Below are 20,602 nucleotides of genomic sequence, written 5' to 3'. Positions count from 1 at the left end.
GTGCTGCCTCACGAGAAGGTGGCGCCGATCAGGGCGCGCAGCTGGTGGCGGCTCCCGACACCCAGCTGCGCGTAGATGCGGTAGAGGTGTGACCCCACCGTGCGCGGCGACAGGAACAGCCGCTCGGCGATCTGCGGATTGCTCAATCCGCCCGCGGCCAGGCGGGCGATCATCTGACGTTGCGCGGTCAAGCCTGCGAAGGCGGTGGTCTCCGGGTCGAGCTCGCCGGCCGCTCGCAGACCCGCCGGCACGCTGTGGTGTGCCTGTTCGGCGTGGGCCCGCGCGCCGAGGCGCAGGAACACGTCCCGGGCCGCCCGTAGATGAGGCCGGGCCTCGCGGACGCGGCGTCGGCTGCGCAGCCACAGACCCAGGTTGAGCTGCGCCTCCGCATACTCCAGGGGCCACACCAAGGCTCGCTCGGGGTCCTCGATGGCCTGCCGGAACCGGGCTTCGGCCGCGTCCGTCTCGTCGAGCAGACCGGCGGCGTGCGCCAGCAGCATGACCATGCGCGACGTCGGTGCTGGGCCGGCGGCTTCCCGGCAGCGTTGCAGAACGCGGCAGCCGGCGCCGATCCGGCCGGTCCGGGCGGCGGTGAGCGCGAGCTGCGGCAGCGAGCGGGGACCGAGGAAGTAGTGGCGCGGGTCTCCGTTGTCGTCGAACATGCTGCGGAAGTGCAGGTAGGCGGTTTCGTGGTCGCTCACGGCCAGGGCGGCCAGGCCGGCCGCTCGCTGCTGGATGCTGTCGGTCATACCCGTGCCGCACACAGGCGCCCGGCCGTCGGCGTGCGGTGCTGGACCGTCCTGGCGTAAAGCTCTCAGGATGGCTCGGAACGCGGGCACGACGCTTTGCAGAAGCGGAATGCGCGACACCAGGCCGGCGCGCTCGACGTGGCTCAGCAGACGGTCCGCCGTCGACCACTGCCCGCTGTCGATCATCGCCAGAATGGTGGAGGGAAAAGGGGCCAGACCCGATCCCGGCGCACCGAGGCGTGAGCTCATGTCCCAGGCGGCACCGAGTTCGGTAGCCGCCCGGGCCGAGTCGTCGGCCAGGAAGGCGACGGTGCCCGCAATGATCATCTGAATGAGCTCGCCCGGCCCGGCCCCGGGCGGCTGGTGAATGACCGCCGGATCGGTGGCGGCCGGGTCGCTGACGGCCAGGACCGAGGCGCGGGCGACGTCCGTCTGAGAATCGGAAATCATGCTCTCGCCGATGGGCCCTCGGCCGCCGTGGTCGACCGTCGCCAGGAGCTCGGGCAGGCGCTCACGGTGACCGGCGGCGCCCGTGAGCAGCGCCGCGGCGGCGGCGATGACGACAGCCGTCAACCCGATCTGGCCGTCGGCCGGCCGGCGCTGGGCGGCCCGCGCGGTCACCTCGAAAGCGCGCACCGGCTGCGCCAGGTGGATCAGAGCGAAACCGGCGCCGCAGGCCGCCACGCCGCCGATGTCGGGATCGCAGGTCATGGCCGTGGCCTTCTCGTGCAGTTCGAGCGTCCACTCCGGGTAACCGCTGCGGTGTGCGGTGAAGACGGCCCGGGCGTAACGGCGTGCCGCGGTCTCGTCGCTGCCGCTGCGTTCGGCGGCGGCCTGCAGCATCCGGGTGGCGGCGAGGTAGTCGGTGCGCGCCACGGCGGTGCCGGCGACCTCCTCCAGGTGGGCGGCCACCCGTTCGTCGCGTCCGGGCGTGCATTGCACGAGGTGCTCGACCCGGCGGTACGGATCGGTGGCGGCGTCCGCCAGGTTGCGGTGCGCCCGGTCGACGTCGCCGGTCGCGCAGGCCGCGCGCAGCAAAGGATGGCGGAAGCGCACCAGGCTGTTGCGTACGGTGATCAGCCCGATCCGTTCGGCCGGGGCCCAGGCGGTCAGATCGTCACTTCCGGTGGCCGCTCGGGTCATGGTGGTGATCGGCTCGGCGTCATCAGCGACGGCTGCGTGCAGCAGCAACCATCGCGTCGCCTCCGGCAGCTCCTGCACTTGCTGCGTGAACTCCACGGGCAGACGTGCGCGGTGATCGCCGAGCACGGCTATCGCGAGGGGGTTGCCGGCGGCTCGCCGCAGAACGTCGTGGCGCCGGCGGGTGTCCCGCGGCGCCCGCATGCCCGCCAGCAGCCGCGCCGCGGCGTCATCGGACAGCCGCCCGATGTCGTAGCGGGCGACGCCCAGACCGAGCCGGGCGGCCAGCGTGACATCGCGCGCACCGGCCAGCAGAACGACTCGCGCCGCCGCGGCGCTGCGCACCGAAGCGGTGAGAACCCGAAGCGACTCGGCGTCCGCCCGGTCCGCGTCGTCGACCACCACCAGAAGGGGACCGTCGCGGGTCAGCGACTCCAGCGCGAACACCAGCGCCGTCACGATCAGAGACTCGTCGGCCGCTCCGGCGCTCGACAAGGCCCGGCCCAGCGGCGGCGGCAGCGAGGTGAGCTCGATGCCGCCCTGCTCCAGCAAGCCGTCCACCAGCGCGAAGGGACCGCTGCGGGCCGGGCCGGCTCGAAGGATCCGGTAACCACGGTCACGGGCATGGCCGGCGGCGGTCTCGAGCAGCGCCGTCTTACCGATGCCCGCCTCGCCACACAGCACCGACACCGTCGGCCGGTGTGCCGCGGCGTCGACAAGCGCACGGACATCAGCCGATTCCCGCTCGCGCCCGATGATCGGGTGGCCCATTCGATTCCCTCCCCCAATGGTTGAGGGTTGAACGAAACCACGAGCCAGTGCGCGATCAGTGCATGCGACGTGTACGCGACGGTCAGCGGCCCTCGAGCTCGGCCAGCACCGCGTCCGCCTTCTCCTGGTAGCGGTCGAACTCCGCCTGCCCGACGTACTCGACGTACGCGTCGGCCGACGTTCCGACGAGCTGCTGATACGCGGCGACGGCACTCCGGGCGCCGACGGGATCACCGCATCGCAGACGAGCCTCGGCGAGTAGGGCGAGCAGGGGCAGATGTATGAGCGTGTCCTGCGGGAGCGTGTGCTGCAGGGCGACCTCGGCCATCTCGACAGCGGCGCCGTAGTCGCCGAGCTGCGAGGTCAGGTCGGCCAGCCGCGCGGCGAGCATGCCCTGATCCTCGCGGGTGCCCACGGTCAGGCTGAGCTGGAAGGCTTCCCGGGACGGGGCCTCGGCCGCCACGATGTCGCCCGCCTCGTCGAGGCGCTGTGCCAGGGCTACCAGCGCGAACATCAGCACGATGGGCTCCCCGCAGCTTCGGCCCAGTTCGACCGCGCGGTACGCGTGACGCAGTCGCGACCCGTCGTCGTGCAGCGACGGGATCTCGCTGAGGCTGCGGTGCAGCTGGGCCTGCCCCGCCAGATCGCCGGCACGCTCGGCGATGGACAGGGCTTCTTCGAGGAAGCGGTATGCCCGCCCCGGATCCGTCCCCCGGACGGCGATGGACGCCTCCCGGAGCAGCGTGGCGTGCAGGCCCGGCTCGGCCCCGGCGCCGGCGGCGTCCAGCACCCGCAGTGTCTGGTCGCGCGAGGCCGACAGCGGCTCGAGGATCTGCCCTCGGATCGGCCGCAGGTCGACGATCATCAGGGCCGCTTCGCGCCACCAGCCTCGTGCGTGGGCGAGGTCGATGGCGCCGGCCAGCGCGGCCCGTTCCCGCACGTACCATTCGGCGGCCTCGGCGAAGGAGGTGAACGTCGCCGGAACGACCCCGGCCGGCGGTGGGCCGAGCGTGGCGGCCGGTGGCCGGCGGGTGGTCAGGTAGGCGTTGTGCGCGCTGTGCGTGTAGTGGTCGACCAGGCGCCGCTCGGCCCGCATGCGCTCGTCGCCGGTGAGCAGCTCGCCGGCGTACGCGTGCAGCAGATCATGGACGGTGTACCGGCCTGCGCCCAGCTCGGTCAGCATGTTGGTGACCGTGAGCTCGGCGAGCGTACGGCGGGTGCCGGCCTCGTCCAGCCCGGCGACGCTGGCGGCCGAGTCAGCGGCGAAGTCGGCGCCGCTGTGCACGGCGAGATGCCGGAACATGCGGGCCGCCGGAGCTGTCAGCGTGGCGTAGGACCAGGACAGCGCGGACCGCAGATCGTCGGCCGGCTCGCCGGTGGCCAGCGCGTCGAGGCGGCGGCGGTCCAGCTCCGCTGCCACATCGGCCAGCTTCGCCGCGGCGTTGACGGCCAGGCGGGCCGCCGCTACCGACAGCGCGAGCGGCAGACCGGCACACAGGCGGATGATCTCGTCCGTGGCCGCGGGCTCGTCCGCGAGACGGGACGGGCCCAGCCGCCGGTTGAGCAGCTGACGCGATGCCGCGGCGCCGAGCCGGCCGACCGGAACCGGCCGGGCCGCCTCGCGCGCCACCAGGCCGGTCAACTGGTTGCGACTGGTCACGATGACCCGGCAGCCGGCCGAGCCGGGCAGCAGGGGGCGGACCTGCTCGGAGTCACGCGCGTTGTCGAGCAGCACGATCATTTTCCGGTCGGCCACGGCCGAACGGAACCGCGCCGAACGGGCGTCGAGGCTGTCGCCGACCGAGGCCGGGTCGACACCGACCGATTCCAGCAGCGTGGTCAGCGCTTCCAGTGGCGGTGTCGGCCGTCCGGCCGGGTCGAAACCGCGCAGGTTGAGGTAGAGCTGCCCATCCGGGTAGTCCGGCGCCAGCCGGTGTGCCCAGTCGATGGCCAGGGAGGTCTTGCCCGTGCCGCCCATGCCGATCAGCGCCACGATCGGGCTGTCCCCGTCGTCGAGAGCCCGGCTCAGGTCCTCGCGTGCGGTGAAACCGGGCAGGCGTGGCGGGAGCTGGGCCGGACGGTGCGGGTCGGCGCTCGCCGGATCGGCCAGCGCCGCCAAGTGCGCGGCCCGCAGCTCCGGGCCCGGGTCGACGCCCAGCTCCTCGGCGAGCCGCCGGCGCACCTGCTCGAACAGCACGAGAGCCTCGGCCCGGCGGCCGACCACCGTGAGCAGGCGGATCAAACGCGCCTGCAGCGGCTCGTGCAGCGGGTTCCCCGCGGCGTACTGCTCCAACAGGGGGAGATAATCCCGGGCCCGCGGGTTGCCGATCGCCAGGTCGGCCGCATCCACCGCCATCTGGGCCCGGGCCGCGCGCACCGCCACGAAGGCAGGACGCTCGAGCAGGTCCTCCGGCAGGCCCGCGAACGGCGGGTCGACCGCGAGCCGCAACAGCCGCTCGAACCGGCGCTGGTCATCGCCGCCGGAGGCGGTCAGCTCGAAAAAGGTCATCAGGTCGCAGGCACGGCTGTCCATGATCAGGCGGTAGCCGTCGCCCACCGGCAGAACCCACCGGCCCGCCGCCCGGATGGGCAGCTCCGGCTCGAAGAGGCGCCGGATCTGCCCGATCAGCCGGTGCAGCTGGTTCGGCGCGCTGGGCGACGGCTCCTCGCCCCAGACCGTGTCGATCAGCTCGGCCAGCCCGACCGCCGAGCCGCGGGCGGCCAGCAATGTCGCCAGCACCATGCGCCGACGCACCGAACCGAGGTCGACCTCGTCGCCGTCGCGCCAGACCCGCAGGCCGCCGAAGACCACGACGCGCACGGCCGGATCAGCCACGACGATCCCCGAGTGATCTCATCGCCGCACCGTCATGGCCCAACCTTGCCTCGCCGGAACCGCCAGGCAGCACGTACGACTGGCGGACATGCATCACACCATGGCGCGAGATGCCGGTTCGTCACCTTTCGCCGAGAGGTACGCGATCGGCGTCACAGCCCACCCGGCGGTTCGTAAGTAAGTCGACCGACGGCAGCGTCTCACGCCCCACTGACGATGGACACGTCAACTCCTCGAAAGGAAACACCATGTCTTCCATCGTTCTGGTCCACGGCGCTTTCGCTGACTCGGCCTCGTGGGCGCCGGTCACCCGCGAACTGCTCGACCGCGGGCATCAGGTGTTCGTCCCGCCGGTCTACAACCGCAGCCTGGCCGAGGACGCCGCCTCGGTGAAGGCGTTCGTCGAGGCAATCGACGGCCCGGTCGTGTTGGCCGGCCACTCCTACGGTGGTGCGGTCATCACCGTTGCCGGTGTCGCCGCCAACGTCGCCGCGCTGGTCTACGTCTCCGGTTACGCCCTCGAGGAGGGCGAGAGCCTCGGCCAGCTGCAGGGCGGGTTCCCCGACTCCGAGCTCACCGCGAACCTCGTCTACACCCCGTACCCGGTCGCCGGCGGACAGCCCGGCACCGACGTCTCGGTGAAGATCGACGCGTTCCCGCGGGTGTTCGCCGCCGGCGTCGACCCGAAGGTCGCCGAGGTCCTCGCGGTCTCCCAGCGCCCGCTGTCCGCGGCGGCGTTCTCCGAGCCGGCCTCGGTCGCCGCCTGGAAGACCAAGCCGGCGTGGGGCATCGTCTCGTCCGCCGACCACACCATCAACCCCGACGTCGAGCGCTTCGGCTACAAGCGGGCCGGCCTGCGCGAGGTCGTCGAGATCGACGCCCCGCACCTGGTCATGCACCACAACCCGGCGCAGGTCGCCGACCTCATCGAGACCGCCGCCCGCGCCACCGCCTGACCTTCCAGGAGCTCGTCATGACCGCGAATCCGAAGAACTACGCGCTCGAACCCGGCCGCTCTGGCCTTCGCCCAGGCGACCGACACCCCGCCCTTCCTGGCCGAGCTCGGCCCCGAACAGGGCCGCAAGGTCGTCGACTCGGTGCAGCGGGCCACCAGCGACGACCTCACCAGCCTGCCCCGGCCCTGATCATCACCGGCGAATGCGACGTCCTGCGCGACGAGGGCGAGGCATACGCGGCCAAGCTACGCGCCGCCGGGGTAACCGTCACCGCCGTCCGCTACGGCCCGGTGCTCGCGGCATAGGCTGCATGGGAAGGGCCTGAGCCGCGGAGAGGCGGGTCAGGCCCTTCGCGCTGGCCACCTTGCCGACACCATGACGGTCCCGAGTGCGTCGTCGAGCTGCTGTCACACGTGCCGGACGTCCCGCTCGGCACGGTCGCATGCGCGACGGGCGCGATCGAGCGCGGCGGTCGCCGCGGGCAGCTCGGCCTGAGCAGCCCGACGGCGACCATCCGGATCACCGGGGGCTGAGGGACGCCTCCGCGAACTCCGTGTTGTGGATGTCGGCTGGGATCGGGCCACAGGGCTCCTCGGGTCACGGTGCGGTGGGGCGACCGCCGAAGTGCGGCGCGGATCAGGCATCGAGATATCTGAGCACCGCCAAGACCCGCCGGTTGTCGTCATCGGACGGTGGCATGCCCAGCTTGCTGAAGATGTTGTTGATGTACTTGCTGACCACCTTCTCGGTGATGAACAGCTGGGCCGCGATGGCCGCGTTGGACCGGCCCTCGGCGATGTGCTTCAGGACCTCGCGCTCGCGCCGGGTCAGGCCGGCCAGCGGTTCCCGGCGCGCCAGGAGCTGGGTGACGACCTCCGGGTCGAGGGCGGTTCCCCCGGCGGCGACCTGCTCGACGGCCCGGATGAACTCCTCGACGTCGGAGACGCGCTCCTTGAGCAGGTAACCGATCCCCCGGCCGCTGTCGGAGAGCAGCTCACGGGCGTACAGCGGCTCGACGTGCTGGGAGAGCACCAGCACCGGGAGCCCGGGAACGGCGGCGCGGGCGGCGATGGCCGCTTTCAGCCCTTCGTCGGTGTGCGTGGGTGGAAGCCGTACGTCGATGACGGCCACGTCCGGTCGATGGCGCAGCAGGGCGGGAAGCAGATCCGGTCCGTTGTCGACCGCCTCCACCACCTCGAACTCGAAGGCCTTGAACAGGCGGATGAGCCCGTCCCGGAGCAGCGTCAGATCTTCGGCGATGACAACGCGCACGGCACCTCCAAGGTCATGACGGTCGGGCCGGCCGGCGGCGACGAGATCATCATCGTGCCGTCGAACGCTTCCAGCCGGCGTTCGATGCCGTCCAGGCCGGTGCCGCGGGTGGCGTCGGCTCCGCCGATCCCGTCGTCGCCGACCTCGACGACCAGCCGGTCCTCGGCGTGCCGAAGGCACACCCAGGCCGAGCCGGCCCGGCTGTGCCGGCTGAGATTGGCCAGCGCCTCGGCCACCGCGAAGTAGACCGCCGACTCGATCGGCGTCTCCAGCCGGCCCGGCAGGTGCGAGGTCACCTCGACCGGTATCGGCAGATGCAGCGCGAGGGCCTGCACGGCCCCCTCCAGCCCGCGCTCGGCGAGCACCGGCGGGTGGATGCCCCGGACGAGATGACGCAGATCGACCAGCGCGGCCGTACTGGACGCGCGCGCCTCGGCCAGGAGCTCGAGCGCCGCGGCCGGGTCTCGCCGGACCAGGCGTTCGGCGAGCCCGATCGTCATGCCCACCGAGACCATCCGCGCCTGGGCGCCGTCGTGCAGATCCCGCTCGATGCGGCGCAGCTCGGCGGCCTGCGCATCGATGGCGCCGGCCCTGGTCGTGGTCAGGTGCGTGACCCGCAGGCGCAACTCGGCGGCCGAGGTCGGCCCGAGCAAGAGCCGGGCGAACAGGAGGTCGGTCCGGCGCAGCAGCGGGGCCACAGCCAGCCCGGCGGCGGCGAGGACCAGGCCCTGCGGGAGCGCGAGCCAAGCTTCACCAAGGTTCGCGGTCGGCCAGAACAGGCCGTAGCCGAACCACACCCCGCTCAGGAACAGCCACAAGGGCAGCAGGACAACCCCGGCCAGGCCGTACGCCGGTACCAGCACCGTGATGACGCCGAGCGTCACCCCGACCACCGCCCCCGGGAGCAACCAGGCCATGTCACGCCAGGTGGCCGGGTCGGTGATGATCCACCGCAGCCATCGGCGGGTACCGAGCTCGGCCCGGTCCGGTGGCGGCCGGTACGGGCGGGTGATCGGCACACCCGCGAGCGCGCCGAGGCGCCGTTCCAGGCCGGCCCGCCACCGCACGACCACGGTGGTCACGTGGAGCAGGTCGGTTCCGAGCACCGGCACCGGGCTGAGCACCAGGCCGCACACCCACAGGGCGAACACGGGCACGTTGAGCAACCCGAGACCGATCGCGAAGACGCCGTGCCCGGTCGCGCGAAGGCCACTCAGCAGACGGTCCGCGAAGTCCATGACACCATCATCGCGCGCCGCAGGGGTGCCAGCACCCCCACGGCGCTGGGGTCTGCCACTCCTGATCTTCCGAGCCGCCGCCACCACACTGGGACAATGACGGCAACCACGCTCCGGCGCCCCTCGACGACCGGCAGCGACTTCGCGGAGCTCAACCGCCGGGTCAACGCGCTCGGCCTGATGCGGCGCCGGCCCGCCTACTACGCCTTGCGGCTCACGCTCGTCGGCATGCTGGCCGCCGGCGGATGGACCGCCTTCTTCCTCGTCGGCTCCTCCTGGTGGACCCTCGCCGTCGCGGCGGTGCTGGCCGTGGCCTTCGCCCAGCTGGCGCTGGTCGCCCACGATCTGGCCCACCGGCAGGTGTTCCGCACCAAGGGCCCCAGCGCGATCGCCGGCCGCATCGCCGGCAACCTCGGCGTCGGCATGAGCTACGGCTGGTGGATGGACAAACACACCCGTCACCACAACAACCCGAACCACGACGACCTCGACCCGGACGTGGCGCCCGAGGTCCTCATCTGGGCCACGAAATCAGCCGTGGGCCGCCGCGGACTGGCCGCCTTCGTCACCCGCCATCAGGCCGGCCTGTTCTTCCCGCTGCTGACACTGCTCGGCCTCGACCTGAAGATCTCCAGCATCAAGGCTCTACGGGCCGGCGCGGTCAAGCGGCCGGGCTTGGAGGTCGGGCTGCTCCTGGTCCACGCCGCCGCCTACTTCACGGCGTTGGTCCTCGTCCTGTCGCCGCTGCAGGCGCTGGCGTTCCTGCTGGTGCACCAGGCTTTGTTCGGTGTCTATCTGGGCATGACCTTCGCGCCCAACCACAAGGGGATGCCGCATCCCATCGGCGACGAGGACTACTTGCGCAAGCAGGTGCTGACGTCCCGAAACGTGCGCGGCGGCTGGTTCGTCGACGTCGCCCTGGGCGGCCTCAACTACCAGATCGAACACCACCTGTTCCCGGCCATGCCCAGCGCCAACCTGCGCAAAGTGCAGCCGATCGTCCAGCGGTACTGCGCCGAGATCGGGGTGCCCTACGAGCAGACCGGCCTGATCGAGTCGTATCGGCAGGCCCTGCGCCACCTGCACGAGGTCGGAGCACCACTGCGAGCCGCCCGCTGACACAGTCACGTCACGGCGGCCCACACCACCTTGCCGTCCGGTGCCGGCACCGCGCCCCAGGCGGCAGCCGTCGCGTGCACCAATTGCAGGCCCCGTCCCCGTTCGGCGAGCGGGGCCGACCGGCCGGCGACCGTCAGGTCGTTCGCAACCGGGAACTCGCTGACGCAGTCGTGGACCACCACATAAAGTCGCGCGTCGTGGCACCACGTGGTGACGACGAAGTCGGTGCGGGCGTGTTCCACCGCGTTGGCGGCCAGCTCGGAGGCGATCAGCGACATGTCCGGCAGCAACTTGGACCGGTTCCAGTCGTGGCAGGCCCGCGTGACCAGCGAGCGTGCGTCCTTGACCGAGGAGGGCCGGGGCGCCAGCCAGATCTGCCGGCTGTCGGCCCGGGCCCTCCGCGCGGCGGCGGCGCGGGCCTCGGGCACGGTGGCGTGGACGCGGGGTTGCGGTCCTTGCCGGAACCGCAGACGCCGGCCCAGCGCGGTGGCTTCGGCGATGCTGAACAGCACCGGCACCGGCACGGGCTCGAACCGGGCCGCCCGCCACCAGGACAGCCAGAACGACAGGCTCGCACCGTCGGGATCGGTCAGATCGTGCAGTCCGACGATGATGGTGGTCACCGGACCCGCCAGGCACATGCGCAGCGCGGCGGCGACCTGGTCGGCCAGATCGGGCGTCCATCGGCCGTACACCGCCATCTCGACCATCGTCATGCCGGCGTCACAGGCCACGGCCACGCCTGGGCGGCGGCCTTCGGCGGCCGGGGTGAGCAGATAGGGCGGCTCGATCGGCGGCTTCTGTTCTCCGCCCTGCGTGACTGTCACCGTGCGGCAGCGACTCGGACGGCGGGGCCACCCGGCCGTTTCGGGAACGACGTTCTCGGAGAAGGGTCGAGGATCACCACAGCTACTCCCTGGCTTCACAGTCGCACTTGGTGCGCCACCGGGGACTGGGGCAGCCGGCCGGGAAAGACCTCCCGGCACACCAACGCTAGCGCAGATGTCCGGCGTCCGACCCTCCCCGAAAGTGTAGAGGCCGCCTGTGTTTCCGACAGATCCGCGCCGGCGACCGCGCTCACTCCAGCGTGGCCCACACGACCTTGCCACCCCGGGTCGGCATGGCTCCCCAGGCGGCGGCGATCCGGTCCACCATCACCAAGCCACGGCCGCCCGGCGACGCTGCCGGCCCGGGCGGATCCGGCCGGCGCAGACGCGGGAACTGCGGGGCGCCGTCCTGAACCGCCACGTGTAACCGGCGGGCCTGGCGGGACACCGTGACGACGAAGTCCGTGCGAGCGTGCTCGACCGCGTTGGTGGCCAACTCGGACATTGTCAGCGCGGTGTCCTGCACCAGATGGTGCAGGTTCCACGCGTTGCAGGCCTGCCGCGCCAGGTCCCGGGCGGCGCGTATGCAATGCGGTCGCGACGCCAGCCGGGCCTGGAGCCGGTCGGCTTGCGACACCTGCGCGGCGACGGCCGGACGGGCCTGCGCCGGGCCGGCGAACAGTTGCGGTCCCTCGGCGGCACGCAGCCGCCGGCCCAGCGCGCTCGCGCCGGGCACGCAGAGCACGAGGTCGACCGGCGAGGTGTCGAATCGGGCCCGGCGCCACGCCGCCATCCAGAACGGCATGCTCAATCCCAGCGGATCCTCGAGATCATGCAGGTCGATGATGGCGGTGACTGATGGGCCGGCCAGACAGAGCCGCAGGCAGGTGGCGATCTGGTCGCCGAAGCGCGTAGACCATTCGCCGTGCACGGCCATCTCGACCACCGCGGTGGTGGCATCGCCGGTGACGGCCACCGCTACCCCACGACGATCGGTCAGGGTGGTGAGCAGATAGGGCTTCGTCAACGGAGCGGCGCGGGCGCCGTCTCCCGTGATGACCGAAGCCAACCGGCCACGATCGACTTTCACGGAATCCGGCGGAACCGGATGGTTGTCTTCAGGCACGGCTGCTCCCGACACGCTGTCAGCATGGGTGCACTGCCGAGGACTGGAGCAGCCGGCGAGAAGGAATGCCTCGCTTCGTCCCAACCTACCTCAACCGGCCGGTGATGGACGATCGCCACCAGGTCGGCTTTCGGCACGAAGCGCGGCTGCGCCGCCCGGCGGCCTACGGCCGGTCCCACGAACGGTGGCAGTGCCGTCGGCCATCGCCCGGGCCATCTGTCTGCCGCGCGGCGACAGCGGCCCGTGGTCGCGGCGGAACAGGTTGAGCACCCCGATCACCTGGGCGCCGTGACGCATCGGGACGGCGTGCGCCCCTGGTAGCCGGCGGTCCGCGCGGACCGGTCGAAATGAGGCCGGGGCGGCACGGCGGCGTCCGGGACGGGATGTCACGTCGGTGGAGGCGATCAGTTCGAGGTCGCCGTCGGCGCCGGCGCCGATGACCCCGGCTCCGTCGGCGTCGGTCAGCTCCAGGCAGTGGCCGGCCAGCCGGCCGCTGACGCCGGTCACCTCGAAGTCCTCGGCGAGCGTGTCCGCCAGCACGACGAAGACCTCCCCGACCCGTTGCGCGGGCATCGACCGTTCGCCGAGCCCGGCCGGGCCGGTCATTCGCTCGAGGTGGATTCGAAGCGCAGCCGGCCGTCCAGGACGTCGTCGGCGACGCTGAGCAGCGGCCGGTCCTGGGCGAACGCGTGCGCCCGCAACCGGTGCAGCGCGGCGGCCGCGCCGGCCCCGGTCTGACCCATCACCATGCCGGTGGCCCGCTGGACGCGGGCCGAGGCGGCCGGCACCGCCGCCCCGGCGTGGTCCCGGCCACCGGCGTCCGGTCCGGCGTCCTCGACGAGCAGCACCGCCACCGCGGCGGCGTAGGTGGTGGCGCGGTCCTGGTCGTCACGGGCCAGAGGGCCGGCACTGGCCCGGCACATGTCCAGCACCGCCACCGGCGTCCCGCCCACGAACACCGGGAAGGCGAACATCGCCGCGACGCCACCCTGCCGCGCCTGCGCCGAGAAGGCCGGCCACCGTACGGTCGCCTCGGCGCCGGCCAGGTCCTCGACCAGCACCGGCGTGCGGGAACGCACCGAATCGAGACAGGGTCCCTGGTCGAGGCTGATCTGGAGGTCCTCGACCAGGTCGATCAGCGGCCCGTCGGCGCTCAGCACGAACCGTCGTGCCGAGCCGGTGAACAAGGTCAGGCCCACCCCGGAGATCGCTTCGAGCGAGGCGCGGCAATGCGCGCAGACCGTGGCAACGCCACCGGCCGCCCGCAGAACCGACGCCAGCTCCCCCGGGCTCTCCGGCGGCAGACCATGGGCGAAACGGCCGGTCACGACAGCCACCGCCACGGGGATTTCGGTCTCGGCCGGGGGCAAACGCATGGCAGGCTCATCAGAGCCTCCGATCAAGCGGGAGTGCACGGCACCCGTCCCGGCTCGGAGGCAATAGTCGGCGTGCTGGTCGAGAACGACCAAGTCACCCGAACGAGTCCATCGGCCGTAAGGCTACACCGGCGAAACGGTGCGTGCGGATGCCACGATGCCCGACCGGCGAACCCGCCGCCGCCGGTCGGACCCGGGTAGCGTCACCACATGGCAACCACAGTGCTGCGCGTACGGCTCGTCGGCGGCGATCGCATGGACCTCACCTACGACGATCCCGCGATCTCCGATCAGGACGCGCTGCTGGATCACATCATCGCGACCCTGGCCCAGGACGCCGGGGCATTGCGGACGAGACACGGCGAGCGGCTCGTCGTGCTCTATGGACGAGGCGTCGCCGCGATCGAGGTCGCGCCGCGCGGCGCCGTCGTCTGAGCAGAGCTCGCCGGCCCCTCGTATTCAGCGGGAACGCGCGACGCCGGAGGCCGGCGTGAGCTCCTGCCAGCCGGGCTCCGACCCACGCCACGCACCGGCGACGATCATGGCCGAGCTGCCGCTCGGGCACTCCTGCACGCGGTGACGTCCCGCCAGCCCGCCGATCTGCACCATCACGTCCCACTGGCGCCCGTCGCTGCGAATGTAGACATCACGACGAAAGCGCGCCGTCTTGCTGCCGTTCCACCAGTGCCGTTGGACCATCACCACGTCACCGTACGCGCCGGCCCGCGACCATTGCCGTCCACAGCGGACACCATCGATCCGTCGGCCCGGCCGTCAGCCAAGTTCGATGCCGGTCAGCAATTCGGGCGAGCGCCGCGTGTCGGCGCCGTCCGCGGCGGCGGCCAAGGCCACGTCGGCCGATGCCCGCGTGGCGTCCGGCGGCACCACGAGAAGGTCGAAGCGGTCGTCGCCGAAGTCGGTCATGACGGTGATCAGCCCGGCCGGCTGGGAGGTGAACCAACCGAGCCGCACCGCCCGGCCGCCCGCGTCGGCTCGCCGCGGGTGGGGCCTGTCCCACTCGGCGCTGTTGATCAGCACGTGCGTGATCTCGCCACGCAATCCGGTCAGGGCTTCCATCAGACGGGGAAGTTCGGACACCACATCCGTCGAGCGAGGCCACCAGGCCCCGTCGAGGACGGTGGTCCGGGAAGGATGTGGGTCCAACTGCAGGCGTACGGCGTCATTGGGCGCGGAAAGAGTGGTCGGTGCCATGATGGCTACCTCTCGATTGCCGGCCTCCGCACCACCGCAAGTAGGCGCCGAATGCGCTCGTCGGTGATCGTGGAGAGGCCGTTGGTCACCACTCTACGCGCCGTGCCGGCGAACACGCGTACAGTGGGGGTGGCGGTGCCGGCACGACATCTCCGGCGTCCTCGCCGTCTTCTTTGAGTCAATCTCCCTCAGTGCCGTCGACCACCGGGCCGAGGCGATGCGAGTGCTCCGCCACCCGTTCGCGGTCCGCGCCGAACCGGCCACCGGCCCCGTCCGCTGAGCGGTCACCCGGCAGCGACGCGACGGATCATTCGCGGGACACGCTGAATGCCATCACAGCGACGTCGTCGTCGACCTCATCGAAGCCGGCGAGCAGGCCGGTGAGGGCGCGAACGGCGGCGGCGGCCTCGGTGGGACCTCGGCTCTCGATGAAATCCCGCAGCGCGTCATCGCCCAAGCGCTCGCCGTGCGGCGCTGTGCGCGCCTCGGTCAGCCCGTCGCTGTAGAGGATGAGGGTGTCACCCGGGTCCAGCCGGATCGTGCGGGCCGCGACCCGCGGCTCGGCCAGAATGCCGATCAGTGTGCCGCCGTCGGTGCTCTGATAGTCGGTGGCGCCGTTCGCCCGGATCAGGAGGGCGGGTGGATGCCCGCCGGCGGCGATCGAAGCGGTGTACCCCGTCCCCTCCCTCTCCAGCACGCCGAAGATGACGGTGCAGTGCCGGTGTCCCCGGTTGCGATAGTCCTGATAGAGCACGGCATTGAGATTCGCCAGCACCGCGGCCGGTTCCGGGTCGTAGACGGCGGCGGCTCGCAGCGTGTAGCGGGCGGCGGCGGTGACCGCCGCGGCGCCGATGCCCTTGCCGCGCACGTCGCCGAGGAAGAAACCCCACCGGTGACCGCCCAGCGGGAACAGGTCGTAGAAGTCGCCGCCGACCTCGTCGGGCGACGCCATGTGGTAGAGGGCAGCGGTCGCCATGCCCGGCGGAACGGCCAGCGTGGCCGGCAGCAGGCTGCGCTGCAGTCCGGTCACCAGCAGGCGCAGCCGTTCCCGGTCCTGATCGGCGCTCTGCCGTGCCCTTAGCAGTTCGGTCTCGTAGGCGCGCCGTTCACGGGCGTCGAAGACGGTCGTCCGGATCAGCACGGGCTCACCGTCACCGCCGGTCTTGACGGCGGAAGTGACCAGAACCGGCAACGACGCCCCCTCGACGGTGCGCAGTTCCAGCGCGACCCCACCGATCTGGCCCTGCATCCGCAGCAACGGCGCGAAGTGCGTCTCGTGGTAGAGGCGGCTGCCGGTCGCCAGCAGATCGACGAAACGACAGTGGCCGACCAGCTCTTCGCGGGATCGACCGAGCCAGTCGAGCAGGGTGACGTTGACCTTGGCGATCGTCCCGTCCAGCAGAGTGGAGAGGAACCCGCACGGCGCGTTGTCGTAAAGGTCGTCGATGTCGTCCTCCAGCAGCGCCGGGAACATGACCTCCTCCACCGGCCGGTTGTCAGGGCGCCGCCGGGCGGGCTCGCTCATGATCCTCCGACGCGAGCAATGGGCGGTTGGTGTCGCGTCATTGTGTGATCGTCGCACTGACCGGGCCGCAGGTCGACCGGCGGCACCGTGGTTCACCGGCGGGTCGGCCGGTCCGGAAGCAACCGCTCCTCATGATCCAGCTCGCGTTCCAGGACGCGCAGGCTCTCGTCGGGCAACCACCCGGCATCACGCCAGCGCAGGAACTCGTCCCGCTGGGCGTCGAGGGCCACCCGCCGGACGTGCAACGCCGCCTCGTACCGCGGCGAGACCGGCGGAGCAGTCGAATCGTCATTCTCGCGGAGCAGCACGATCCGGTCACGATAACGGCTCAGCCGTGCTCGGAGCTGCTGGCGCATCGTCTCGATCACCGGGGCGCTGATGTCGTCGTGCTCCTGCTCCTCCAGGTCGTCGAGCGCGGCGAGGGCGGCCTCGGCCGACGCCGACCGGGCCTCGTTGCGCAGGCGGGCCTGATCGTTGGCGTCGGCGCGCATCCCGAGCCGGCGGACGATCGGCGCGAACGTGAGGCCCTGACCGACCAGGGTGACGAGCACGACGACGAATGCGCAGAAGACCAGCAGGTTCCGAGCCGGGAACGGGGACCCGGTCTCCGTGACCAGCGGCAGCGTGAAGATCGCAGCGAGGCTGATCACGCCGCGCGTTCCGGCCCAGGAGAGGACGACGACATCCCGCCCGGTCCACCGTGCCGGCCGCCCCTCGGCCATGCCGGCCCCGCTCCGGCGGGCGCGCAGCGCGCCGGGCCATACCAGGGTCAGCGCCAGCCACAGCGGCCTCAGCAGCAGGACGACGCCTACCGTGATCGACACCGCGACGACGACGGTGCCGGTGTCGTACGCCGAGAGCCCATGCAGGATCTCCGGCAGCTGTTGACCGATCAGCAGGAACACCAGGCCCTCGAGCAGGAAGTCGATCAGCCGCCAGACCGCGCTCGTCTGCAGCCGGCCCGCGCCCGAGGCGGATCGTGGCGTGTGGTGCCCGACGATCAGCCCGGCGACGACCACCGCCAGCACGCCGGAGACATGGATCCGCTCGCCGAGAAGGTACGCGCCGAACGGTGTGGCCAGCGAGACCGCGTTCGCCAGCATCGGATCCCCGCTGAGGGGACGCGACAGCAGGCGCACGGCGAAGGCGACCACCACCCCCACGGCGGCTCCGCCCGCGGCGACGAGCAGGAACTGCGCGAACGCGGCCGGCGCGGAGAACCCGTCACCGGTCGCCGCGGCCACCGCGACGCTGAGGATGGTGAGAGCGGTGGCATCGTTGAGCAGGCCCTCACCCTGGATCAGCGTGATGATCCGGGGCGGCAACCCGACCCGGCGCCCGACCGCCAGCGCTGCCACCGGATCCGGCGGCGCGACCGCCGCGCCCACGGCGATCCCGGCGGCCAGCGTCGCTCCGGTGACGAACCAGGCGAAGCCCAGGCCGATCAGCAGGGCGGTGAGAAGGACCAGAACCACCGACAGGCTCACCACCGTCCGCAGGTTGCGGCGGATCGCCAGCATCGACGAGTCCAGGGCGGCGCTGTACAGCAGCGGCGGCAGGACGAAGGTCAGAATGAGGTGTGGATCGAGGGCGACGTTGGGGCCGGGCAACAGGGCGTACCCGATGCCGATGATCGGCAGCAACGCGGCGGCCGGCAGCCCCGTACGGCTCGCCACCCATCGCACCACGGCGACCACGACGACAGCGGCAAGAGCAAAGACCAGAACCGACTCGGCATCCACCGGCTCATCCTTGCCGACTGCCCTCGACCCTCAAGCGGCTACGCCGGACCCGGCAGTCAACGGGTACCGCGGCTCAGCGCGGCCCAGACCACCTTGCCCGTGGGCAGCGCCGTCGAGCCCCAGGCGGCCGAGACCGCGTCCACCAGGTGCAGGCCGCGTCCGCTGTCACCGGGAGGCCGGGCCACCGCCGGCCGGCCGGACCCGTCGAAGACAGCAATGCGTACATGGCAGGGACGCAGCCGGACCTGCATCGTCATCATCGTGTGGGCATGCATCGCCGCGTTGGTCACGAGCTCACTGGCCACCAGGGCCGCCGGCCCGACCAGGTCGGGCTCGTCCCACCGTAGGCACGCCTCGGTGACCACGCCGCGGGCCTGGCGGGCGGCCCTGGTGACCGGAAGCAGATCCTCGGTCATCGCCGGCGCGTCGGCCAGCAGAGCCGCCCGTCCCGCTGCCACGCTGTCGAACACCAGCCTCGGGTCCAGGCCGTTGGCGCACAGAAGCCGCATCACCTCGACGGCAGGAGCGCACACCACCACCAGCACCTCCGGATGAGACAGGGCCCGTGCCACCAGCCCCGCGAATACCAGGACCGCATCATCGTCGGCCACCGCCAAGCCGGACAGATCGACCAGCAGCCCACCCGCATTCCGGTGGGGCATTCCGATGGTGCCCCCCTGCAGCATCTCGCTCGACGCCGTGGTCAGCGTCCCCTCCACCACCAGGGTCGCCAGCCCGCCCCGGACGGTGTGAGACCAGGTCAATGGGACTTCGCCGAGATTCGCCACCGTACGCCTCCTCCGCAGGATCACCTGTGCGGAGTCACAAGCTGACGCCAAGCCGACGCCCCAGCTCGATCTCAGGCGCCTCCGAGACCTCCGGGTGCCCAAGACGATCCATCACAAACGTCCCCGGCCGGCTCCATCGAGCCGGTGAGGTGACCCGCGCGACGACACGGCAGGAGTTCCCGGCGTAAAGTGACGCCTACGGTTGGACTATCGGACATGCCTGCCCTGGCCCTCGGCGGTTCCCCGAGTCAGGGAGAGGTGCAGCCATGACAAGCCACCCACGTCGTAGCGAACCGTATCGTGGCTCCCGTGGATGAGCGCGCCCTCCGGGTGGCTCGCCTGATCGCGGACGAGCCGTCGAGGCCCGGCGACCACCACGGCGTCGCGGGAAACCTACGCCGGTTGTGCAGCGCCGCCGGGCGCGCTCTGTCCGCCTCCGGCGCCGGGCTCAGCGTGGTGGTCGGAGACCGGATGCGGGGCGTCGCCGCGGTGTCCGAGCCGGCCTATGAGCCGGTCGAGGAGTTGCAGTTCACGTTGGGTGAAGGCCCGTGCCTGGACGCGTTCGCCAGCCGCCGGCCCGTGCTCGTCCCCGATCTCTCGGCCGCGGCGATGTGGCGATGGCCGGGCTACGCGACCGCGCTGCACGGCAAAGGCATCCGGGCGGTGTTCGCGTTCCCGTTGCAGATCGGCGCGGCCCGGCTGGGCGCGTTCGACGTCTTCCGCGACGAGCCCGGGCCTCTGACCGCCGACGAGTTCCGGGACGCGCTGACCTTCGCCGACGTGGCGGTGACCACGCTGCTCGACGGTCAGGCCAGGGCCGCGCCCGGTGCGGCCGCCGACGGGCTGGACGACGAGGTGGTGGGGCAGCGGGCGGAGCTGTTCCAGGCTCAGGGAATGGTGGCGGTCCAGCTGGGTATCTCTCTGGCGGATGCGCTGGCCCGGCTGCGGGCTTACGCGTATGCCGAGGACCGGGCCCTGGGCGACGTGGCCCGCGACGTGGTGGCGCGTAGGGTTTCCTTCGACAGCGGCCCGTCGTGACTGCCGTCAGTACCAGATCCGGAGAAGGGCGGTAGATCGCGGTGAGCACCGTTTCCGCTGAGCGGCTGGCGACAGTCTTCGTCGACGTCGCCGATACGCTCGTCGACGATTTCGACGTGGTCGAGTTCCTGCAGATGCTCACTCAGCACGTTGCCGCCCTGTTCGACACCGGTGAGGTCGGGCTGATGCTGGCCGACCATCGCGGCCGGCTCACCTTCATGGCGGCCTCCGACGAGAGCGCCCGCCTCATGGAGTTGTTCCAGCTGCAGCACGGCGACGGCCCATGCCTCGACGCTTTCCACACGGCCCGCCCGGTGACCAATGTGAACCTCGCCGGGGCGGCGGCGAAGTGGCCCCGGTTCGCGCCGCGTGCCGTCCAGGCCGGCTTCGAGTCGGTGCACGCCTTCCCGCTGCGCCTGCGCAAGGAGGTCATCGGCGCGATGGGCGTGTTCGGCAGCGCCACCGAGCTGGACGGGGCGGACGAGAACATAGTGCAGGCTCTGGCCGACGTCGCCGTGATCGGGATCCTGCAGGAACGCGCCATCCGCCGTGGCGAGGTGCTCACCGGCCAGTTGCAGGGCGCTCTGAACAGTCGCGTCGTCATCGAACAGGCCAAAGGCATCGTCGCCCAGGCCCGCTCCGTGAGCCCGGACGACGCGTTCGCCCTGATCCGTGACTTCGCCCGCCGGCACAACCGCCGCCTCAGCGAGGTGGCCGGGACCATCGTCGCCGGTCTGCCCGGCCTGCCCGACCTGGACGGCCGGTGAGCGCTCACCGGACGAACGGTTCGGGCGGGTCCTGCGGGCCGGCCGGTGCCCCCTCCGGCGGCGGCCCACAGGACCCGGCCCACTTCTGAGCAAGGCCTTCGGCACTGCCCTGTACGCCGG

Annotated in this window: 19 protein-coding genes; 6 read left to right on the top strand and 13 right to left on the bottom strand. The window is 71.7% G+C overall.

Annotation, left to right across the window (positions count from 1 at the left end):
• Positions 1–8: 8 nt before the first annotated feature.
• Complete coding sequence (locus ACGFJ7_RS20955) at positions 9–2,660, bottom strand: AAA family ATPase (RefSeq protein ID WP_392643247.1); 2,652 nt, start codon at positions 2,658–2,660, stop codon at positions 9–11.
• A gap of 82 nt (positions 2,661–2,742) precedes the next feature.
• Positions 2,743–5,496, bottom strand: coding sequence for a BTAD domain-containing putative transcriptional regulator (locus tag ACGFJ7_RS20950; RefSeq protein WP_392643245.1), 2,754 nt, complete (start codon positions 5,494–5,496; stop codon positions 2,743–2,745).
• Positions 5,497–5,744: 248 nt separating this feature from the next.
• On the opposite strand from ACGFJ7_RS20950, the gene ACGFJ7_RS20945 reads away from it, so the two are divergent.
• Together ACGFJ7_RS20945 and ACGFJ7_RS20940 are read left to right on the top strand one after the other, a co-directional pair.
• Positions 5,745–6,452: an alpha/beta hydrolase gene (locus tag ACGFJ7_RS20945; protein ID WP_360260761.1), complete on the top strand. Its 708-nt coding sequence runs from the start codon at positions 5,745–5,747 to the stop codon at positions 6,450–6,452.
• A 17-nt stretch (positions 6,453–6,469) separates the two neighbouring features.
• Positions 6,470–6,757, top strand: coding sequence for an alpha/beta hydrolase fold domain-containing protein (locus ACGFJ7_RS20940; RefSeq protein ID WP_392643243.1), 288 nt, complete (start codon positions 6,470–6,472; stop codon positions 6,755–6,757).
• A 331-nt stretch (positions 6,758–7,088) separates the two neighbouring features.
• On the opposite strand, the gene ACGFJ7_RS20935 is transcribed toward ACGFJ7_RS20940, so the two are convergent.
• Both ACGFJ7_RS20935 and ACGFJ7_RS20930 read right to left on the bottom strand, forming a co-directional pair.
• On the bottom strand, positions 7,089–7,724 hold the full coding sequence (locus tag ACGFJ7_RS20935; protein WP_360260767.1) for a response regulator transcription factor: 636 nt from the start codon (positions 7,722–7,724) through the stop codon (positions 7,089–7,091).
• On the bottom strand, positions 7,697–8,962 hold the full coding sequence (locus ACGFJ7_RS20930) for a sensor domain-containing protein (protein ID WP_360260770.1): 1,266 nt from the start codon (positions 8,960–8,962) through the stop codon (positions 7,697–7,699). Before ACGFJ7_RS20930 ends, ACGFJ7_RS20935 begins: the two co-directional genes overlap by 28 nt.
• Before the next feature lie 96 nt (positions 8,963–9,058).
• Between ACGFJ7_RS20930 and ACGFJ7_RS20925 the strand changes: the two genes are divergently transcribed.
• Entirely contained in the window at positions 9,059–10,081 is a 1,023-nt protein-coding gene (locus ACGFJ7_RS20925; protein WP_392643240.1) for a fatty acid desaturase family protein, read from the top strand.
• Positions 10,082–10,086: 5 nt separating this feature from the next.
• On the opposite strand, the gene ACGFJ7_RS20920 is transcribed toward ACGFJ7_RS20925, so the two are convergent.
• From ACGFJ7_RS20920 to ACGFJ7_RS20905, 4 genes are all read right to left on the bottom strand, one after another.
• Entirely contained in the window at positions 10,087–10,908 is an 822-nt protein-coding gene (locus tag ACGFJ7_RS20920; protein WP_392643239.1) for an ATP-binding protein, read from the bottom strand.
• Between the two features lie 250 nt (positions 10,909–11,158).
• Entirely contained in the window at positions 11,159–11,977 is an 819-nt protein-coding gene (locus ACGFJ7_RS20915) for an ATP-binding protein (RefSeq protein ID WP_392643237.1), read from the bottom strand.
• A gap of 147 nt (positions 11,978–12,124) precedes the next feature.
• Positions 12,125–12,640, bottom strand: coding sequence for a hypothetical protein (locus ACGFJ7_RS20910; protein ID WP_392643235.1), 516 nt, complete (start codon positions 12,638–12,640; stop codon positions 12,125–12,127).
• Entirely contained in the window at positions 12,637–13,410 is a 774-nt protein-coding gene (locus ACGFJ7_RS20905) for a GAF domain-containing protein (protein ID WP_392643233.1), read from the bottom strand. The genes ACGFJ7_RS20910 and ACGFJ7_RS20905 overlap by 4 nt, the downstream gene beginning before the upstream one ends.
• Positions 13,411–13,620: 210 nt before the next feature.
• Between ACGFJ7_RS20905 and ACGFJ7_RS20900 the strand changes: the two genes are divergently transcribed.
• On the top strand, positions 13,621–13,845 hold the full coding sequence (locus ACGFJ7_RS20900; protein WP_392643232.1) for a hypothetical protein: 225 nt from the start codon (positions 13,621–13,623) through the stop codon (positions 13,843–13,845).
• Positions 13,846–13,869: 24 nt separating this feature from the next.
• Here the strand turns inward: ACGFJ7_RS20900 and ACGFJ7_RS20895 are convergent, their stop codons facing one another.
• The 5 genes from ACGFJ7_RS20895 to ACGFJ7_RS20875 form a co-directional block, all read right to left on the bottom strand.
• Positions 13,870–14,109 carry a hypothetical protein gene (locus ACGFJ7_RS20895; protein WP_360260893.1) on the bottom strand — a complete coding sequence of 80 codons (240 nt, stop codon included), beginning with the start codon at positions 14,107–14,109 and terminating at the stop codon, positions 13,870–13,872.
• Between the two features lie 75 nt (positions 14,110–14,184).
• Positions 14,185–14,622: a DUF5994 family protein gene (locus ACGFJ7_RS20890; protein WP_392643230.1), complete on the bottom strand. Its 438-nt coding sequence runs from the start codon at positions 14,620–14,622 to the stop codon at positions 14,185–14,187.
• 307 nt (positions 14,623–14,929) lie between these two features.
• Positions 14,930–16,147, bottom strand: coding sequence for a PP2C family protein-serine/threonine phosphatase (locus ACGFJ7_RS20885; protein WP_392643228.1), 1,218 nt, complete (start codon positions 16,145–16,147; stop codon positions 14,930–14,932).
• Between the two features lie 92 nt (positions 16,148–16,239).
• Positions 16,240–17,889: a Na+/H+ antiporter gene (locus ACGFJ7_RS20880; protein WP_360260797.1), complete on the bottom strand. Its 1,650-nt coding sequence runs from the start codon at positions 17,887–17,889 to the stop codon at positions 16,240–16,242.
• Positions 17,890–17,945: 56 nt separating this feature from the next.
• Positions 17,946–18,653 (bottom strand): hypothetical protein, encoded by a 708-nt coding sequence (locus ACGFJ7_RS20875; RefSeq protein WP_360260800.1) that lies wholly within the window; start codon positions 18,651–18,653, stop codon positions 17,946–17,948.
• 333 nt (positions 18,654–18,986) lie between these two features.
• Here ACGFJ7_RS20875 and ACGFJ7_RS20870 point away from each other — a divergent pair, with 333 nt between their 5' ends.
• Together ACGFJ7_RS20870 and ACGFJ7_RS20865 are read left to right on the top strand one after the other, a co-directional pair.
• A complete protein-coding gene (locus ACGFJ7_RS20870) occupies positions 18,987–19,715 on the top strand; it encodes a GAF and ANTAR domain-containing protein (RefSeq protein WP_392643226.1) in 729 nt (242 codons plus the stop codon).
• 41 nt (positions 19,716–19,756) lie between these two features.
• Positions 19,757–20,482 carry a GAF and ANTAR domain-containing protein gene (locus ACGFJ7_RS20865; protein WP_392643224.1) on the top strand — a complete coding sequence of 242 codons (726 nt, stop codon included), beginning with the start codon at positions 19,757–19,759 and terminating at the stop codon, positions 20,480–20,482.
• Positions 20,483–20,602: the final 120 nt, after the last annotated feature.

Origin of the sequence: Actinoplanes sp. NPDC048988 (assembly GCF_043197815.1) — a bacterium.
GTDB lineage: Bacteria > Actinomycetota > Actinomycetes > Mycobacteriales > Micromonosporaceae > Actinoplanes.
Note: the sequence above shows the minus strand (reverse complement) of the source record. Positions and strands in the feature narration are given on the sequence as shown.

What these genes read in the sequence shown, in the direction of transcription:
- ACGFJ7_RS20890 (WP_392643230.1), bottom strand. Translation starts at nt 14,622, where the DNA reads ATGGCACCGACCACTCTTTCCGCGCCCAATGACGCCGTACGCCTGCAG.
- ACGFJ7_RS20925 (WP_392643240.1), top strand. Translation starts at nt 9,059, where the DNA reads ATGACGGCAACCACGCTCCGGCGCCCCTCGACGACCGGCAGCGACTTC.
- ACGFJ7_RS20885 (WP_392643228.1), bottom strand. Translation starts at nt 16,147, where the DNA reads ATGAGCGAGCCCGCCCGGCGGCGCCCTGACAACCGGCCGGTGGAGGAG.
- ACGFJ7_RS20910 (WP_392643235.1), bottom strand. Translation starts at nt 12,640, where the DNA reads ATGACCGGCCCGGCCGGGCTCGGCGAACGGTCGATGCCCGCGCAACGG.
- ACGFJ7_RS20940 (WP_392643243.1), top strand. Translation starts at nt 6,470, where the DNA reads ATGACCGCGAATCCGAAGAACTACGCGCTCGAACCCGGCCGCTCTGGC.
- ACGFJ7_RS20945 (WP_360260761.1), top strand. Translation starts at nt 5,745, where the DNA reads ATGTCTTCCATCGTTCTGGTCCACGGCGCTTTCGCTGACTCGGCCTCG.
- ACGFJ7_RS20895 (WP_360260893.1), bottom strand. Translation starts at nt 14,109, where the DNA reads ATGGTCCAACGGCACTGGTGGAACGGCAGCAAGACGGCGCGCTTTCGT.
- ACGFJ7_RS20905 (WP_392643233.1), bottom strand. Translation starts at nt 13,410, where the DNA reads ATGCGTTTGCCCCCGGCCGAGACCGAAATCCCCGTGGCGGTGGCTGTC.
- ACGFJ7_RS20900 (WP_392643232.1), top strand. Translation starts at nt 13,621, where the DNA reads ATGGCAACCACAGTGCTGCGCGTACGGCTCGTCGGCGGCGATCGCATG.
- ACGFJ7_RS20955 (WP_392643247.1), bottom strand. Translation starts at nt 2,660, where the DNA reads ATGGGCCACCCGATCATCGGGCGCGAGCGGGAATCGGCTGATGTCCGT.
- ACGFJ7_RS20930 (WP_360260770.1), bottom strand. Translation starts at nt 8,962, where the DNA reads ATGGACTTCGCGGACCGTCTGCTGAGTGGCCTTCGCGCGACCGGGCAC.